This is a genomic window from Saccharothrix carnea (assembly GCF_003014735.1).
GTDB lineage: Bacteria > Actinomycetota > Actinomycetes > Mycobacteriales > Pseudonocardiaceae > Actinosynnema > Actinosynnema carneum.
In genome coordinates this window covers 85,748-103,557 of sequence record NZ_PYAX01000015.1, presented here as the reverse complement: position 1 = coordinate 103,557, position 17,810 = coordinate 85,748, and the positions used below count along the sequence as shown (strand labels likewise).

General features: G+C 72.2%; 11 protein-coding genes. 6 read left to right on the top strand and 5 right to left on the bottom strand.

What is annotated here, in order from left to right; genetic code table 11:
- Window positions 1–12: 12 nt before the first annotated feature.
- From rpsR to rpmB, 4 genes are read right to left on the bottom strand one after another with little or no spacing between them, the layout of a single operon-like run.
- A complete protein-coding gene (rpsR, locus tag B0I31_RS32885) occupies window positions 13–246 on the bottom strand; it encodes a 30S ribosomal protein S18 (RefSeq protein ID WP_106619290.1) in 234 nt (77 codons plus the stop codon).
- A 5-nt stretch (window positions 247–251) separates the two neighbouring features.
- On the bottom strand, window positions 252–548 hold the full coding sequence (rpsN, locus tag B0I31_RS32880; RefSeq protein ID WP_106619289.1) for a 30S ribosomal protein S14: 297 nt from the start codon (window positions 546–548) through the stop codon (window positions 252–254).
- Window positions 548–715: a 50S ribosomal protein L33 gene (rpmG, locus tag B0I31_RS32875; protein ID WP_106619288.1), complete on the bottom strand. Its 168-nt coding sequence runs from the start codon at window positions 713–715 to the stop codon at window positions 548–550. Before rpmG ends, rpsN begins: the two co-directional genes overlap by 1 nt.
- Complete coding sequence (gene rpmB / locus B0I31_RS32870) at window positions 715–954, bottom strand: 50S ribosomal protein L28 (RefSeq protein ID WP_106619287.1); 240 nt, start codon at window positions 952–954, stop codon at window positions 715–717. Before rpmB ends, rpmG begins: the two co-directional genes overlap by 1 nt.
- A 47-nt stretch (window positions 955–1,001) precedes the next feature.
- On the opposite strand from rpmB, the gene mrf reads away from it, so the two are divergent.
- The 6 genes from mrf to B0I31_RS32840 all read left to right on the top strand — a co-directional run bounded on the left by mrf (window position 1,002) and on the right by B0I31_RS32840 (window position 15,005).
- Window positions 1,002–2,096 (top strand): ribosome hibernation factor-recruiting GTPase MRF, encoded by a 1,095-nt coding sequence (gene mrf, locus B0I31_RS32865; protein ID WP_106619286.1) that lies wholly within the window; start codon window positions 1,002–1,004, stop codon window positions 2,094–2,096.
- Window positions 2,093–2,344, top strand: coding sequence for a type B 50S ribosomal protein L31 (locus B0I31_RS32860; protein WP_106619285.1), 252 nt, complete (start codon window positions 2,093–2,095; stop codon window positions 2,342–2,344). Before mrf ends, B0I31_RS32860 begins: the two co-directional genes overlap by 4 nt.
- A 1-nt stretch (window position 2,345) precedes the next feature.
- Window positions 2,346–2,507, top strand: a complete 162-nt coding sequence (gene rpmF / locus B0I31_RS32855; RefSeq protein ID WP_106619284.1) for a 50S ribosomal protein L32 — start codon at window positions 2,346–2,348, stop codon at window positions 2,505–2,507.
- A 323-nt stretch (window positions 2,508–2,830) separates the two neighbouring features.
- Window positions 2,831–3,157, top strand: a complete 327-nt coding sequence (locus B0I31_RS32850; protein WP_106619283.1) for a hypothetical protein — start codon at window positions 2,831–2,833, stop codon at window positions 3,155–3,157.
- A 186-nt stretch (window positions 3,158–3,343) separates the two neighbouring features.
- Complete coding sequence (locus B0I31_RS32845) at window positions 3,344–4,636, top strand: MFS transporter (RefSeq protein ID WP_106619282.1); 1,293 nt, start codon at window positions 3,344–3,346, stop codon at window positions 4,634–4,636.
- Window positions 4,611–15,005 (top strand): non-ribosomal peptide synthetase/type I polyketide synthase, encoded by a 10,395-nt coding sequence (locus B0I31_RS32840; RefSeq protein WP_219910906.1) that lies wholly within the window; start codon window positions 4,611–4,613, stop codon window positions 15,003–15,005. Before B0I31_RS32845 ends, B0I31_RS32840 begins: the two co-directional genes overlap by 26 nt.
- Here the strand turns inward: B0I31_RS32840 and B0I31_RS42770 are convergent.
- On the bottom strand, window positions 14,996–17,629 hold the full coding sequence (locus tag B0I31_RS42770) for a tetratricopeptide repeat protein (RefSeq protein ID WP_106619280.1): 2,634 nt from the start codon (window positions 17,627–17,629) through the stop codon (window positions 14,996–14,998). The genes B0I31_RS32840 and B0I31_RS42770 overlap by 10 nt on opposite strands.
- Window positions 17,630–17,810 lie beyond the last annotated feature (181 nt).

The window sequence follows — 17,810 nt, the reverse complement described above, 5'->3', positions numbered from 1 at the left end:
GCCCCGCGTCCGTCAGCGTCCTTGGCTGGGGTAGGGGAGCAGGGCCATCTCTCGTGCGTTCTTGATGGCGGTGGCGACCTGGCGCTGTTGCTGCGGCGTCAGGCCGGTGACCCGGCGGGAACGGATCTTGCCGCGGTCGGAGATGAACTTCCGCAGCAGTGCCGCGTCCTTCCAGTCCACATCGGTGATGCCCTCCTTGCGCAGGAGGTTCGCCCGGCGCTTCTGGGTGCGTTCGATCTTCGGCATCCGGCTCACCAGCTCGACTTGCTGACGCCGGGCAGCTCGCCGCGGTGCGCCATCTCGCGCAGCCGGATGCGGGACAGGCCGAACGCGCGGTTGAACGCCCTGGGGCGACCGTCCACGGCGTCGCGGTTGCGCAGCCTGGTGGGGCTGGCGTCACGCGGCAGCTTCTGCAGTGCCCGCAGGGCCTCGTCGCGGCGCTCCGGGTCGAGTCGGACGATCTCCTTCAGCTCGTGGCGCCGCTCGGCGTAGCGGGCGACGACCTCGCGTCGCTGCCGGTCCTTGGCGATCTTGGACTTCTTGGCCATCAGCGCTCCTCCTTGAAGTCGACGTGGCGGCGCACGACGGGATCGAACTTGCGCAGCACCAGGCGGTCGGGGTCGTTGCGGCGGTTCTTGCGGGTCACGTAGGTGTAGCCGGTGCCCGCGGTCGACCTCATCTTGATGATCGGTCGGACGTCGGTGGACCTGGCCATCAGACCTTCACCCCCTGGCGGCGCAGCTCGGCCACCACGGCCTCGATGCCGCGCTTGTCCACGGTCTTGATGCCCTTGGTCGCCAGGGTCAGCACCACGTACCGGTTCTCCGAGGGCAGCCAGAACCGGCGGCGCTGCGTGTTGGGCAGCCAGCGCCGGGACGTGCGCCGGTGCGAGTGCGAGACCTGTTTGCCGAAGCCGGGCTTGCGCCCGGTGACCTGGCAGTGCCGTGACGACACGCTACCTCCAGTTTGAAACGACAATCGTTTCCGTTAGGCTAACCCACATGGGAACCGAGGTCCTACTGGTGGCCGGACTCGCGCACCACGACGTGGCCGAGGAGGTCTGGCGCGCGTCGCCGGGCTCGGTGCTGGTGCGCCACGACCTGCGCGACCTCGCCGAGGGCGTGGTGCGGCGGTGGGTTGACGGCGAGCTGACGGTGCTGGAACTCGCACACGGCTGCGTGTCGTGCACGCTGCGCCTGGACCTGATCCCGCTGCTCGAACGCCTCGGCGGTCTGGTCGTCGTGCACCTGGACCCGGCGCTGGAGCCCGAGGCCGTCTGCTTCGCCCTGCGCGAGGCCGACGTCCGGGTCGAAGCCGTGGTCACCGCGGTGGACCGGGCGACGTGGCTGGCCGACGCGACCGGCGACGACACGCTGGACGACCGCGGCCTCGGTGCGGCGGAGGGCGATGACCGCACGGTGGCGCAGGTCGTCGTGGGGCAGGCGGAGTTCGCCGACGCGATCGTCCTGACCGGCGACGGCGTGGACCCCGCCGCGGACGCCGTACTGGACCGGCTGAACCCGATCGCGCCCCGACGCCGCCGGGAGGCCCTGGACGTGGCCGAACTGCTGGCCGCGATCCCCGAGGGCTCCCGCCGGGGCCGTTTCGACGACGGTTTCGGCCCCCTGCTGCACGGGCAGCCGCCGCTGCACCCGGTCCACGGCGCGGCGGTCGTCCACTTCACCGAACGGCGACCGTTCCACCCGATGCGGCTGCACAGCGCGATCGACGTGCTGCTCGACGGCGTGGTGCGCACCCGCGGCCGGGTGTGGGTCGCGAGCCAACCGGATGTCGCGCTGTGGCTGGAGTCCGCCGGCGGTGGCCTGAACGTCGGCAACCTCGGCCCGTGGCTCGCCGCCGTCGCGGACTGGTCCGACGTGCCCGCCGAACGCCGGGCCGTCGCCTCGGCGTCCTGGGACCCCTACTTCGGCGACCGGGCGCAGGAACTCGTGGTCATCGCCGGCACCGCAGACCCGGAGGAGATCACGACGGCCCTGCGCGAGGCGCTGGTGACCGACGAGGAACTGGCGCTGATCGACGAGCTGGAGTTCGTCGACCCGTTCGCCGAGTGGCACGACGAGATGGAGGAATCGTGAAGCAGGGCATCCACCCCGACTACCACCCGGTGGTCTTCCAGGACCAGGCGACGGGCAAGGCGTTCCTGACCCGGTCCACGGCCACGTCCACGCGCACGGTCGAGTGGGAGGACGGCAACACCTACCCGCTCATCACCGTGGACATCACCTCCGACTCCCACCCGTTCTGGACCGGCGCGCAGCGGGTGATGGACACCGCCGGCCGCGTCGAGAAGTTCAACCGCCGCTACGGCAGGAGGAACCGCTGACATGGCCGTGCCCAAGCGCAAGACCTCGCGCAGCAACACCCGCCACCGTCGTTCGCAGTGGAAGGCGGAGGCGCCGAACCTGGTGCCGGTGACCACCGTGGACGGTCGCAAGCTGATGGTGCCCCGTCGCCTGGTGCCCGCATACCGCCGGGGACTGCTCTGATCGGACGATCGTGACGTGGAGGAGGCCCGCTCTGGTGGCTTCCTCCACGTCACCGGCTCAGCGTCGGAATCTTTCGGAGTCGGCACCGGGAGTCCCCCGAAAATCCGTTGACCGGTGGTCGGCAGGGTGAACATCATGGCCGACATGCAGCAGTGACCAGTGACGCTCGGAAGAGGTCGACGGCGGGGTCGAGTCGCGTCCCGCCGCCCTCCACCGTGCCGCTCGAAGCCCGCGCCGCCTGATCGGTGCGGGCCGTTCGCCACTGGTCCCGAGGCGATGCGCCGCACCACGCCTCCTGCACGAGTCCTGGAGTCCCCGAAGCCATGAGCGACCTCCGCCGTACCTTCCTGCCCTTCGAACGTGCCGGGTCCGGCATCCACCGCGAAGCGTTCTGGGCGACCTGCGACCTCGGTCTTCCCGTCATCCGCACACCGAAGACGCCCCTCCGCATCCCCGTGCCGCTGCTCGAACGCGACCGGCGGCGGATGTTCGAGGGCGACGAGCACGTGCACGGTCCGTCGTCCGGTCGCGGACACCACACCGCCCGGCAAGGCCGCTTGCGAGCCCGGAGGGAGCGGCACCTGGGCACCGGGACCCGGTATGCCGTGCTCCGGGCCCGACTGCGGGGTCGAGGTCGCCGTCAGCTGTGACCGGCGGCGATCGGGTGAGGCGTCAGACCACACAGCGTGGTGTGCTGCTCCGCTCAGGGGCCGCATGTTCGGGGGTTGACTGGTTCGGGCGACCTGATTACGTTCGCTCGGGCCAGTCTGACTTCACCGATGCGCCTCGTGGTGCCGGGCCGAGGACACCACACCTTCCGACCGAGATGAACGGCAGTGAACGCGGCCAACAGCCAGACCGGCAACCAGACGGGGTCCTCGATCGCACCGGGTAGGCGGTTCACCTGGCCGGTGGCCGCATACGGGGTCTCCACCTGCGGCAACTACCTGAACCTCGTCGCCCTCGCGCTGTTCACCTACGAGGTGACCGGCAGCGGGCTCGGGGTCGGGCTGCTGGCCGCCCTGCGCCTGGTCACGGGAAGCCTCGCCGGGTTCGCCGCCGGTGCGCTGGCCGAGCGGTTCGACCGGCGTCGGCTCATGATCGGCGCGGATCTCGCACAGTTGGTGGCGATGACCGTGCTCGCGGCCACCACCCGCGCCGCCGACGTCGTGGTGCTCGGTTGCGCGGTCGCGGTGCTCGGCGCGGGCAACAGCCTGTTCACCGTGGCACTGCGCTCGGCGGTGCCGGACATGGTGGGTGAGGCGGCGAGGGTCCGGGCGAACGGCCTGCTCGTCACGGCGAAGTCCGTGGCCATGGTGTGCGGTTTCGCCGGTGCCGGACCCCTGATCGGCATCGGCGGTTTCCCGGCCGCGTTCGCCTTCAACGCGGCGACCTTCGCCGTGTCGGCCGTCGCGCTGGCCCTGATCCGGTTCCGCGCCCACGACCCGGCGGCCGTGGCACCGGCCACCGGCGAGGCAGGTGCCCGGGCCACGCTCGCGGGCGTGGCGCCGGTCGTGCTGTTGATGCTGGTGCTGCGAGGGGTCGATGCCTTCGCGTCGTCCTCGCACAACACCGCCCTCCCGGTGTTCGCGGCCACCACGCGACCGGACGGGGCCGCGACGTTCATGAGCTACTTCTGGGTCGCCTGGGCGGTGGGGGTGCTGTCGGCCCACCGCGTCGTGACCAGGTGGGGCGGCCTCGGCACCGCCCACCGCCTGCAGCGGGCCTTCGGCTTGGCCACCTGCGCGATGGCGGTGTCGTTCACCCTGGCGTTCACCGGACTGCCCGACATCGCGATGGCGATCGTCGTCCTGGTCGCGGGCCTGGCTGACGGCGTCACCGAGATCGCCTACGTGTCACGCCTGCAAGAAGCACCCGACCACCTACGCACGCGGTTGTTCGGTCTCTCCGCGACGATCGAGACCTCCGGGTTCGCCCTCGGCATGGCAGCGGCGGGCGCCTTGTTGGAAGTCCTTCCCGCCCTCGCGGTCGTGGCCCTGCTCCACGGACTGGCGCTGTGCGCGGCGACGGCTTTTCTGTTGTTCACAACCCGCTCGTCGGCCCCCGGGTCGAGCGGTGGTACCAGGAGGCGGGAACGTGCCCGTGAGCACCACTTACCAAGGTCCTGAGCTCGAACCGGCCGAGGACGACCCCGGTTCCGTGGTCACGGCGCTGACCCGCGCGGCGCGGACGCGGCCGGACGCCGGGGTGGTCATCGTCGGCGCGGACGGCGAGGCCGACCTGCTGACCTACCCGCGGCTGCTGGACCGGGCACGACGAATCCTCGGTGGCCTCCGGGCGCGCGGCGTGGGACCGGGGGACCCCGTCCTGCTCTGCGGCCTGCCGCTCGACGACTTGTTCCCGTCGTTCTGGGCGTGCGCGCTCGGCGGCTTCCGACCCGCCATGATCGCCGAGCCCGTCGAGGACGGCTCGCCCGTCGCGGAACGGTTGTCGCACACCTGGACCTTGTTGGGGGAGCCGCTGGTTCTGGCCGGTTCCTCGTCGGCACGGTCGTTGGCCGGGTTGGCGCCGGAAGTGCGAGTGGTCACGGCGGTCGAGTGCGCGGAGCACGAACCCGCCCGCGAGCACCCGGAAGCGCGCCCGGACGAGGTCGTGCTGCTGATGCTGTCCTCCGGCAGCACGGGCGCGCCGAAGGCGATCTCCCTGACCCAACGCGCGTTGGTGCTGTTCGCGGCCAGTTCGAGGCGAGTCCTGGACGTGCGGCCCGAGGACGTGACGCTGAACTGGTTACCGCTCGACCACAGCGGGTCCTTCCTGCTCTACCACCTCATGGCGGTGTTCGTGGGCTGCACGAACGTCCACGTGCCCACCGAAGTCGTGTTGGCCGATCCGCTGCGCTGGCTCGACCTGATGGCGGAGCACCGGGCGAACCACAGCTGGGCGCCGACCTTCGCCTTCCAGCTGGTCGCCGACGCGGTCGCGGACCGGCGGCCCGACTGGGACCTCTCCGGCCTCAAGACCCTGATGTGCGGTGGCGAGCAGATCCTGTTACCGGTGCTGCGACGCTTCCTCACCGCGTTGGCGCCGTGCGGTGTCGACGATCATGTCGTAGTGCCCGCGTGGGGCATGGCGGAGACCACGACGGCCATCACCTACGGCCGGCTGGACCGGCCGGGCACCGTGCTGCGCGTGCTGACCTCCAGCCTCGACGGCCGGCTCGTGCACGCCGACGTCGCGGTGCCGGACCGGGACTGCACCACCTTCGTCGCGGTCGGGGAACCGGCCCACGAGACGAGCGTCCGCGTGGTGGACGAGCACGGCTCGGCGCTGCCCGAGGACCGGATCGGCAGGCTCCATGTCCGGTCGGCGCGGGTCACCCCGGGCTACCTGAACAACCCCGAAGCGACCGCGGCGGCTTTCGTGGACGGTGGCTGGCTGGACACCGGCGACCTGGCCTTCCTGTCCGGTGGACAGCTCGTCATCACCGGGCGGCACAAAGACGTGATCATCCTCAACGGGCACAACCACTTCGCGCACGAGATCGAGAGCGTGGCCGCGACGGTCACCGGCGTCCGGATCGGGGACGTCGCCGCCTGCGGGATCCCGGACGAGCGCACCGGCAGCGAATCGCTCGCCGTCTTCTTCGTCAGCGTCGGCGCCGACGACACGCGGATCGCCGGTGAGGTCAAGCGCGCCCTGTACGGCAGGCTGCGGTTGACCGCGGCACACGTCGTCCCCGTCGCGGACTTCCCGCGCACGCCCGCGGGCAAGGTGCAGCGCGCGAAGCTCCGCGACCGGCTGCTGTCCGGTGGTCCGAGGCGTGACGCGGCCGGGCTCCGACGTGTGGTGGCCGATGCCGTCGCCAAGGCGGCCGGGCGCCGCGTCGGTGACCGGGAACCCTTCTACGAAGCCGGGTTGTCGTCGGTGTCCCTCGTCGTGCTCCGGCAGCACCTGGAATCCGAGCTGGGCGGGGGAATTCCGCTCGCGCTGCTGTTCGAGCACCCGACGATCGCCGAACTCGCCGAACACCTGGCGGGCGACCAGCCGTCAGGCCCGCCACCCGCGCCGGACGCCGCGCCGGACACCCGGATCGCGATCATCGGGATGGCGGCGCGGTTCCCCGGAGCGCCCACGGTGGAGCAGTTCTGGGCGAACCTGCGCGCGGGCGTGGACAGCACCCGCACCTTCACCGCCGACGAGGCGGCAGCGGCGGGTGTGCCGCCGGAGCTGATCACCGATCCGGACCGCGTGCTCGCCATCGGGGCGCTCGACGACGTCGACGCCTTCGACGCGGAGTTCTTCGGGATGACGCCGCGCGAGGCGGAGCTGACCCACCCGGCGCAGCGGCTGTTCCTCCAGTGCTGCTACCACGCGTTGGAGCAGGGCGGCTACGCGTCCGGGGCGGACACCCGCATCGGCGTGTACGCGGGCTCGGGGATGAACCTCTACGGCCACCAGAGCGCGCCGGCGACCGGGGCGGACGATCCCACGACGGGCTTGCAGGCGACCATCGGCCGGGAACCGGACTTCGTCGCGACGAGGGTGGCCTACCGGCTCGGGTTGACCGGACCCGCGATCGGGGTGCGGACCGCGTGCTCGTCCTCGCTGGTAGCCGTGCACCTGGCGGTGCAGGCGCTGCTGAACGACGAGGCGGACCTGGCGTTGGCGGGCGCGGCTGCCGTGCACGTCCCCCAGGAGGCCGGTTACCGGTGGGAAGCGGGCTCCATCCTGTCGCGCTCCGGGCGTTGCCGGCCGTTCGACGCGCGTGCGGACGGCACGGTCGGCGGCAACGGTGTGGCCGCGGTGCTGCTGAAGCGGTTGGACCGGGCGCTCGCGGACGGCGACACCGTCCACGCGGTGATCCTCGGGTCGGCGGTCAACAACGACGGGGCGAGCAAGGTCGGCTTCGCGGCACCCGGTGTGGCGGGCCAGGTCGACGTGGTGCAGCGCGCGCTGCGCCGTGCCGGGGTGCCGGGTGACTCGCTCTCCTACGTCGAGGCGCACGGCACGGGAACCGAACTGGGCGATCCCGTGGAGTTCACCGCGTTGTCACGGGTGATCGGCGCGGACACCGAACGTCGCGGGTTCTGCGCGCTCGGCTCGGTGAAGGGCAACGTCGGCCACTTGGACAGTTGCGCCGGCATGGCCGGCCTCGTCAAGACCGTGCTGATGCTGAAGCACGGTGAACTGGTGCCCACGCTCAACCTCGAACAGCCCAACCCGCAACTGCGCCTGGCGGAGAGCCCTTTCGTGCTCGGCACCGCGCTGCGGAAGTGGACGACCGATGGCGGGCCGCGACGCGCGGGCGTGAGCGCGCTCGGCGTGGGCGGGACCAACGCGCACGTGGTGCTGGAGGAACCGCCGGTCCGAGCGGAACCGACGCCGTCCACCGACCCGGTGATCGTGGCGCTGTCCGCCCGCGATCCCCGGTCGCTCGAGGTGCTGGCGGACCGGTTGCGCTCCCACCTCGCCACTCACCCGGAGCTCCGCGCGGTCGACGTTGCCACGAGCATGGCGCTCGGCCGCCCGCACCTGCCGCACCGGCTGGCCGTGGTCGGGTCCGACGCGGCGGAGTTGGCGGACCGGCTCACCGACGTCGCACGTCGGGCCGGGGGCGAGCAGTCGGGGGAACTCGTGTTCGCGTTCCCGGGGCAGGGCGTCGCCCGGTTCGGCATGGCGCGTGAGCTGTACTCGGCGTTCCCGGTCGTGCGCCGGGTCCTGGACGAGTGCGGGCAGGTGTACGCGGCCGAGTTCGGGACGGGCCTGCTCCGGCTCCTCCTCGACGCGGACGGGCGGCCGGACGAGGTGTGGCCCACGGAGACCGCGCAACCGGCGCTGTTCGCCTTCCAGGTCGCGCTGGGCCGCCTGTGGGAGAGCTTCGGGGTGCGGCCGGCCCTCATCACCGGGCACAGCCTCGGCGAGTACGCGGCGCTGTGCCTGGCCGGTGCGATGTCACTCGCGGACGGCGTGCGGCTGACCGGGACGCGTGGTCGGCTGGCGGCGCGGTGCGAGCCGGGTGGCATGCTCGCGCTGTGGGCCGACTCCGTGGTGGCGGAGCGGATCGCCCGCGCCAGCGGTACCGAGGTCGCGGCGGTCAACGGTCCGCTGGCGCACGTGCTGGCCGGTTCGCTGGACGGCCTGCGCCGTGCCGAGGAGTTGCTCGACCGGGAAGGGCTGAAACGGCGGCGGTTGCCGGTCGACGGCGCCTTCCACACCGCACTGCTCGAACCCGTGCTGCCCGCGTTGCGGGAACGCGTCCGGTCGGTGTCCCTGCGGCCGACGCGGATCCCGTTCGTCAGCGGTCTCGACGGGCAGGTCCGCCCGGCGGGGTGGCAACCCGACGCCGACTACCTCGTGCGGCAGGCCAGGAAACCGGTCCGCTTCGACCTCTTATTGTCCGCAGTGGACGGCTACTCGTGCCTGGAGATCGGACCCGGCGAGGTGCTCACCAACACCGCCGAGAGCGACCGCTGGTCGGCGGGCCTGCGCGTCGGCGAGCACCCGGTGGCCGCGCTGTTGGGGGCACTGGGTGAGCTGTACGTCCGGGGTGTCGACGTGACGTGGCCCGAAGTCGTGCGCGGTGGCCGTCGCGTGCCGCTGCCGGGATACCCGTTCGCTCCCGTGCGGTTTCCGACCGTGGCAGCGGGGGAGCGGCCGGTCCCGCCGCGCGAACCGGTGGCGACCGAGGCGCTCGACGCGGTCCGCGAGGCGGTGGCCGAGGTGTTCGGGATGCGCCGCGAGGCGGTTCCGCCCGACCGGTCGTTGTTCGAGCTCGGTGCGGACTCCCTGACGTTGATGAACCTCAGCAGGGAGCTGGACCGGAGGTTCGGCGTGCGGGTGCCGATGCGGACGATGTTCACCGGAGCCGACACGGTGCGCAAACTCGCGTCGCTGGTCAAGCCCGACCGCGAGGAACTCCCGGAGCCCGCGCCAACGACCGACGCGCGGGACCTCATCGCCCGCCAGCTGTCGCTGAGCGAACGGCTGGTGGGTCTGATGGAACGCCAACTGGCCCTGTTATCAGCTCCCGACGCGGGCGTGGTGAGTCGTCCGGATCAGGCACCTGTGGTGAAACAGCCGGTGTCGCGGTCAACACCGGTACCGGAGCCGGTGCGCGTCCCCGAGCCGGGGGTGACCTGCGACTTCAGCCTCTACTTCTTCGGCGACTACCCGGAGCGACACGAGCGCGACAAGTACGCGTTGATCAACACGGCGACCGAGTTCGCCGACCGGCACGACTTCCACGCGGTGTGGTTGCCGGAACGCCACTTCCACTCCTTCGGCGCGTTGTTCCCCAACCCGTCGGTGCTGGCGGCCTCGCTGGCGGCGCGGACCGAGCGGATCCGGCTGCACGCCGGTTCGGTCGTGCTGCCGCTGCACAACCCGATCCGGGTCGCCGAGGAGTGGTCGGTGGTCGACAACCTCTCCGGCGGGCGGGTGGGCCTGTGCGTGGCCAGTGGCTGGCGCGCGACGGACTTCGCGTTGGCACCGCAGAACTACGGGCAGCACCGGGAGCTGGTGCACACGCAGCTGGACACCGTGCGCAGGCTGTGGGCCGGTGAGGCGGTCACGACGACGTCCGGCAGCGGCGACGAGGTCGACGTGCGCCTGTACCCGCGACCGATCCAGGCGAGCCCGCCGCTGTTCCTGGCGGTCGTCGGCAACCCGGACAGCTACCGGCGTGCCGCCGAGGAGGACCTCGGTGTCGTGACCAACCTCATGGCCCAGACCGTGGACGAGCTGGCGGACAACATCGCGCTCTACCGGCGCACCCGAGCCGCGCGAGGGCTCGATCCCGCGGCGGGCCGGATCGTCGTGCTGGTGCACACCTACCTGGGCGCCGATGCCGAGCAAGCGCGCGCCGAGGCCTTCCAGCCCTTCTGCGACTACCTGCGCTCGTCGCTGTCGCTGTTCAACCAGGTGACCAACAGCCTCGGCTTCGACATCGACCTGGACAACGCGCCCGCCGAGGACGTCGAGTTCCTGTTGGAGCAGGCGTACCGGCGCTACTGCGCCTCACGGGCGTTGATCGGCAGCGAGCGGACCGCCGTCGAGGTGGTCGACCGGCTGGTGGCCGCCGGTGTCGACGAGATCGCCTGCTTCGTCGACTTCGGCGTGCCCGCCGACGACGTGCTCGCCGCGCTGCCCGCGGTGGACCGGCTGCGGGTCAGGTACCGGTCGCGGCCGCTGCCGCTGTCACCCGCGCAGCGCCGGATCTGGTTGCTGGAGCAGATGTTCCCGGACAGCAGCTCCTACCACGAACCGAAGGCGATCCGGTTCGACGGACCGCTGGACGTTTCCGCGCTCGTCGGAGCGCTGGGCCGCGCCGTGAACCGGCACCCGGAGCTGCGCACGACCTTCGGTGACGTCGCGGGCGAACCGCACCGGCTGGTGCTGCCGGAGATCGACGTCGACTGCCCCGTCCTGGACTTCACCGGCTACGACGAGCAGGACGCGTTGCGCTCGGTGCTGGACACCGAGGGCAAGCGGGTCTTCGTCCTGTCCGAAGGGCCGCTGATCCTGGCCCGGCTGCTCAGGCTGGGGCCGGAGCGGCACCTGTTGTTCCTGTTGGTGCACCACATCGTGTTCGATTCGTCGTCCACCGCGGTGCTGGTGCGCGACCTCGCCGCCTACTACCGGGCCTGGCCGGCGCAACCCGTGGACGTGCCCCCGGTGGCCGTCCGGGTACCGGTCGAGGCCGACCCGGCGGTCCGGGCGCGCGACCTGGAGTTCTGGCGACGTGAGCTGGCCGACCTCCCCGTGCTGCGGCTGCCGACCGACCGGCCCCGGCCGCGGCTGCGGACCGGTGCGGGAGCGAGCACGACGCGGGAGTTCGGGCCGGACCTGCTGCGCGACCTGCGCGCGTTCGGTGCCGAACAGCGCACGACGGTGTTCATGTCGCTGCTCGGCGCGATCGGCGTGGTGCTCGGCACGTTCAGCGGCCGGTCGGACGTGGTGGTGGGGACGGCGGTGGCGAACCGGCCGCCGGACGCCGAGCGGGAAGTCGGACTGTTCCTCGACACGGTCGCGGTTCGCCTGGACCTGTCGGAGGACCCGGCGTTCACCACCCTGCTCCAGCGGATCCGGGAACGCACGACGGCCGCTTACGAACACCGGGAGGTGCCGTTCGACGAGCTGGTCGGTGCGCTGAACCCGGAGCGCGACGCGGCCCGCAACCCGCTGTTCCAGGTGATGGTGGAGTTCGAGCAGGAGGGCGAGGTGGAGTTCGACCCGCCGGGGTTGTCGGTACGGCTGCTCGACGTGCCCAGCGACCGTGCGCCGTTCGACCTCACCCTCTACTTCACCCAGCACGGCGGTGGCGTCCGGTGCGCCGTCGAGTACGACACCGACCTGTTCGACGAGAGCACCGTGACACGGATGCTGGACTACGTCGACCGGGTGCTGCGCCAGGCGCTGAACGCACCGGCGAGCCGGCTGTCCGAGCTGACCGCGCTCACCGAGGCGGACCGTGCGGCGGTGAGCTCCTGGCAGGGCGCCCCGGTCGAGCCGCCCGACGTGTGCCTGCACGAGCTGGTCGAGCGCCGAGCCGGTCGCGTTCCGGACGCCGTCGCGTTGCTCGGCGACGGCGTGGAGGTGCGGTACCGGGAGTTGGACGAGCGCGCCAACCAGGTCGCGCACCGGTTGCGTGCGCGTGGCGTCGGGCGTGGTGACGTGGTCGCGGTTCTCCTGCCACGGGGCCACGACCTCGTCACGGCGGTGCTCGGGGTGCTCAAGAGCGGCGCGGCGTACCTGCCCCTCGATCCGGGGTTGCCCACCGCGAGGTCGGCGTTCTACGTCGAAGACAGCGGAGCGACGCTGGTGCTGACCACCGCGGCGGTGCCGGCGGAGCACCCGGCTCTCGCCGGACTGCCGGTCCTCCTGGTCGAAGACGTCGACCGAGGGCTGCCCGTCGGCCCGGTCCCCGGCCGCACCAGCCCGGACGACCCGGCGTACTGCATCTACACGTCAGGCTCCACGGGGCGGCCCAAGGGCGTCCTCGTGCCGCACAGAGGGCCGGTGAACCTGGTGCGCTGGCACCTGGGGCGGCACGAACCGCTGCGCACCGCGCAGTGGACCTCGCTCTCCTTCGACGTGAGCGTGCAGGAGGTCTTCACGACCCTCGCGGCCGGTGCGACGCTCGTGCTGGTGGACGGGGAGGCCCGGCACGACCTGGCCGCCGTCGTGGCCCGGTACCGGGTGGAACGGCTGTTCCTGCCCTTCACGCCCCTGAAGTACCTGGTGGAGGCACAACCCGAACTGCCTTCGCTGCGAGAGGTCTACTCCGCGGGAGAGCCGCTGGTGCTCACCCCCGCGCTGCGGCGGTTCCTGGCCCGGCACCCTGAATGCCGCCTCTACAACCAGTACGGGCCGACCGAGGCGTCCGTCATCGTCACCTCGCACCGGGTGGACCCGGAGGGCGAGCCGCACCCGCCCATCGGCACGCCGATCGACGGCGTTCGGCTGAGGGTCGTGGACGCGTCGGGGAGGGACGTCCCGGTCGGCGTGGCCGGTGAGCTGCACATCGGTGGCCTGCCGGTGGCACTGGGGTACGTCGGCCAGGACTCGGCGGCGTTCGCCCCGGACCCCGACGAACCCGGTGCGCGGGTCTACCGGACCGGCGACCTGGTCCGGTGGCGGTCGGACGGGACGGTCGAGTTCCTCGGCAGGCTCGACGACCAGGTGAAGATCCGCGGCCACCGGGTGGAGCCCGGCGAGGTGGAAGTAGTGCTGGCGGGCCTCGACGGCGTCGCGAACGCCGCGGTGGTGGTACGGCCCGACGTCCGGGGTGAGCCGGAACTGGTGGCCTACGTCGTGCCGGAACGCGCGGCGACCGACGTGTCCGCGTTCCGGCGGGAACTGGCGCGGGTCCTGCCGGACTACCTCGTGCCCCGGCGGTGGGTCGTCCTGGACCGGTTGCCGTACACGGTGAACGGCAAGCTGGACCGCGACCGGCTACCCGTTCCCGAGCCCGACACCGCCGACCGGGGCGACGCCCCCGCCACCCGTGCCGAACGCCTGCTGCACGACCTGTGGCAGGCGGAGCTGGGCGTGGACGCGGTGCCGGTCACCCGGTCGTTCTTCGAGCTGGGCGGGCACTCGCTGACCGCGCTGCGCCTGGTGAACCGGATGGCCCGGGACCACGGCGTCGAGGTGTCCATGACGGAGTTCTTCCGCGCCCCGACCATCCGCGGCTCGGCACGTCGCCTCGAAGCGCACCAAGGCGCCGCGGTGGTCGACACCGCGCCGATGCCGTCGAGCATGCGCCGGCTGTGGCAGCGGCACCACGAGCGGACGGACCCCTCGGTGTACAACGTGGTCCAGCGCGTCGACATCGACGGCCGACTTGACCCCTCCGCGTTGGCGCGGGCGTTCCGGGAACTGGTGCGCAGGCACGCCGCGTTGCGCAGCCGAGCGGTGCGACGCGACGGTGACCTCCTGGTCGAAGTGCTCGACACCGTGGAGGTGGACGTGCCGGTCATCGACCTCGCGGGCGGTCCTCGGGAGGTCGACCGGTGGTGCCGGGCGCAGGGCGACGTGGCGTTCTCCCTCTCCGAGGCTCCGCTGTTCCGGCTGCGGCTCGCCAGGCTGGACGGCGCGCGGTGGGTGCTGGTGGTCGTGCTGAACCACGCGATCTGCGACGCGTGGTCGCTCGGCATCCTGTGGCGTGAGCTGGCCGAGCTGTACGCCGCGGCGCGGTCCGGCTCCGAGGCGGCCCTGTCGCCCCCGGGCCTCCCGTACACCGACTACGCGCGTTGGGAACACCAGCGGCTGAGCGGAGAGCGCCGGGCGGAGCTCGAACGGTTCTGGCGGACCGAGCTCGACGGCCTGCCACTGCGACCGGCGTTACCGGTGGACCGGCCGCGCCCGGCGCGGTTGTCCGGCCGCGGGGGACTGCACGAGTTCGCCATCGGCGCCGAGGTCGCCGACCGCGTCGGACGAGTCGCCACGGACCTCGGCACCACCCCGTACACCGTGCTGGTCAGTGCCTATGCCGTGTGGCTGGCCGCGTTGTGCGGGCAGCCCGAGGTGGCCGTGGCGGCGTCGAGCGCGAACCGGTTGCGGCTTGACCATGAAGACGTCTTCGGTTTCATCGGCGACGCGGTCCTGCTGCGGGCGAGCGTGTCCGCGGCGGCCGACTTCGCCGAGCTGGTCGTGCACCTGCAGGGCACCCTCTACCGGGCGCTCGACCACCAGGAGCTGCCGCTGACCGAGGTCGTCCGGCTGCACGACCCGGAAGCGGCGGACTCGCTCTTCCCGACCACGCTGTTCACCGTCGTGACCACACCGCCACCGACGTTCCCGCTGACCGGCGCGACCTCCGCGGTGACGATGCCGACGCGACCAGGACTGGCGCGCAACGAGCTCTACGTGGTCCTGGTGCCGTCCGACCACGGGATCCACGTGGTGATCGAGTACTCGACGGACCTCTTCGACGACGCGACTGCCGTGTCGATGGGTGCCGCGTTCGCGGAAACGCTGACCTCGCTGGTCGACGACCCCGGACAACCGTTGAGGCGAGGAGGAGCTCAAGCCTGACCGTCGAGCTGTCGCTGGACTCGTCGGGCGTCGGCGTCACGGCCCTGGTCCCGGTACAGCTTCAGCGCCTCCCGCCACACCTCGCGGGCCTGGTCGTGTTGGCCGAGCGCGGTGTGCGGGTGGCCGAGGCGGTCGAGGGTGTTGGCGGCCTCGTAGGCGTGGCCGAGGGTGTCGAACAGGGCGAGCACCTGCCGGTACCGCCGGATCGCCCGGTGGTGGCGGCCGGTGTGCTGGTCGATGAAGCCCAGCGTGTTCAGGGTGGCCGCCTCGCCGTGCAGGTCGTGGTGCTGTCGGTGCAGTTCCAGAGCGGCCTGGCAGTGGTCGCGCGCGGTGTCGTAGTCGCCCAGGCGGGCGGCACACCAGCCCACCATGTTGAGCGCGCCGGCTTCCCAGATCGGGTTGCCGACGACGCGGAGGAAGCCCAGGGCGTGCCGGGCGTGGTCCAGGGCCTGGCGGTTGTCCTCCTGCTGCGCCCACGACGCGGCCAGGTCCATGTGGGACCCGGCTCGTTGCAGGGTCTCCTGGTGGTGGTCGGCCTGGGCGAGTGCTCGGTGCAGGTAGCCGATGGCGTCCTGGTGCCTGTCCAACAGGGCGTGGGCGGTGCCGACCTGGCGAAGGGCGCGGATGCGGACGACGGGGTCGGGCAGGTGGGTGGCGGCGTCCAGCGCGAGCTGCCACCCGGTCAGGTTGTCGCGGAGGTGCCCCCGCCGTTTGTGGAAGGTCGTCAGGTTCCACGCCAGGTCCCACACGGCGTGGTGCCGGTGGTGGGCGGCGGCGATGCGCTGGGCGGCGAGCAGGTGCGGGTGTTCGGCGTCGAGCCAGGCCAGTGCGGCGGCCTGGTCGGACAGCGGAAGCGGGAGCACGCCGGGCGCGGGCGGCTCCGACCGGCTCTGCGCGTCGTTGGGTTCGACGAGGTCGTGGGCGGTGTGGCAGGTGTGCACGTAGAAGTCGACCACCCGCTCGAGCGCGGCCTGCCGCACGGGCTCGGGGAGCGTGGTGTCGGCGTGCGTGGCGGCGTAGGCGCGGACCAGGTCGTGCATCGCGTAGCGGCCGCCCGGTCGCCGGTCGACCAGGGACGCTTCCTCCAACGCCGCCAGGGTCGTGCGTGCGCGGGCGGGGGTCAGGGCGGCGAGGGAGGCCGCGGCGGGCAGGGTGGTGTCGGGACCGGGTGCGATGCCCAGCAGCCCGAACAGGGTGCGCTGGGTGTCGGTGAGCCGGCGCAGGGACCAGGACAGCACGGCGGGCAGGCCGGCGGCGGGATCGTCGTCGTCCAGCACGTCCAGGCCGAAGTCGCGCAGTTCGGCGGTGAACTCGGCCAGCGGGACCCGCGGGCGGAGGGAGGCGTGCCGTGCCGTGATCGACAACGCCAGCGGGTAGCGACCGCACAGCTCGATCAGCTCGTCGGTCGCCTCGGGTTCGGCGGCCAGGCGCTTGTCACCGAGGCGTTCGGCCAGCAGCGCGTGGGCTTCTTCCCGGGAGAGGACGTCCAGTTGGAGGTGGTGGGCGCCGTGCCGGTCGATCAGGGTGGCGAGCTTCGTGCGGCTGGTGACCACCACGGTGCAGCCGGGGGTGCCGGGCAGCAGGGGGATGACCTGGTCGGCGGTGGCGGCGTTGTCCAGCACGATCAGCATCCGCTTGTCCGCGATCAGGCTGCGGTACAACGCCGTCCGGGCGTCGAGGTCGACGGGGATCCGGCCGGGGTCGACGCCGAACGCGTCGAGGATGCCTCGTACCGCGACCGCCGGGTCGAGGGGCTGGCTGTCCGGGCTGAAGCCGCGCAGGTCGACGAACAGCTGCCCGTCCGGGAAGCGGTCGGCGCGGTGGTAAGCCCAGTGCAGCGCCAACCAGGTCTTGCCGATACCGCCCGTGCCGCCCAGAGCCGAGACGCACAGCGTCCCGCCCGCCCCGGTCAGGGCGCGGTCGAGTTCGGCCAGGTACTCCTCGCGCCCGACGAAGTGGGCCGGTGGTGCGGGCAGTTGTCGGGGCGTTCCGTCGCCGTCCCGGGGCGCGGGTCCGTCGAGGACAGTGGGGTCGGCGGGGTAGGGGTGGTCGGGCAGGGCGATCCAGGCGGTGTCGCGGACCTCCTTCACCGCCACCGGTACCTGCCGGAAGGTGGCCGGGTCGAGCACCGCGGAGTGGCGGACGACCTCGTCGAACAGCCAGCGCGACACGACCAGCACGACCAGGCCCGGCGAGTCCGCGAGCGCGCGCTTGACCTTCGGCGCGTCGAGCAGGCGGAACGCCGTGGTGACCGCGGTCGAGGTGACACCGTGGCGGTCGAAGACCACCTCACCGGCGTGGACCGCCACCCGCAGCCGGACGCGCTGGGCCGGCGGACTGGTGTCGTTGTGCCGCCGCAACGCCTCCACCAACGCCCCCGGCAGCACCTCCACCAGCGGCGCCTTGGCGTACTCGGCCGGGACCAGCACGAACACGCTGTCACCGCGGTCCTCGTGGTAGCACGCCTCCCACCGCACCCCGGCCGCGCGCAAGCTGTCGGCGACCACCCGGTACAAGCCCGCCCGGGTGCCGACCTGGTGCGGCAGCGTCCGGCGCGGATCACCGAACCCCTCCACGTCCACCACGACGATCGTGCGGTGCACGGCCTGACCCGAACCCACCATCCCAGCTCCCCGAGCACCCGGCCGGGCACGCCGATGAACCCGCGTTCTACCGCACCGCCGACCGCTGCCCACCCGGATCCGGCCCGCGTACCGCCCGAACGGCCGCACGGATCCACTCGCCCGGCCGAGCCCCGTCGAGGTCGTCGGCTGAACCGCGGCAACCGCGCGACGTCCACCCATG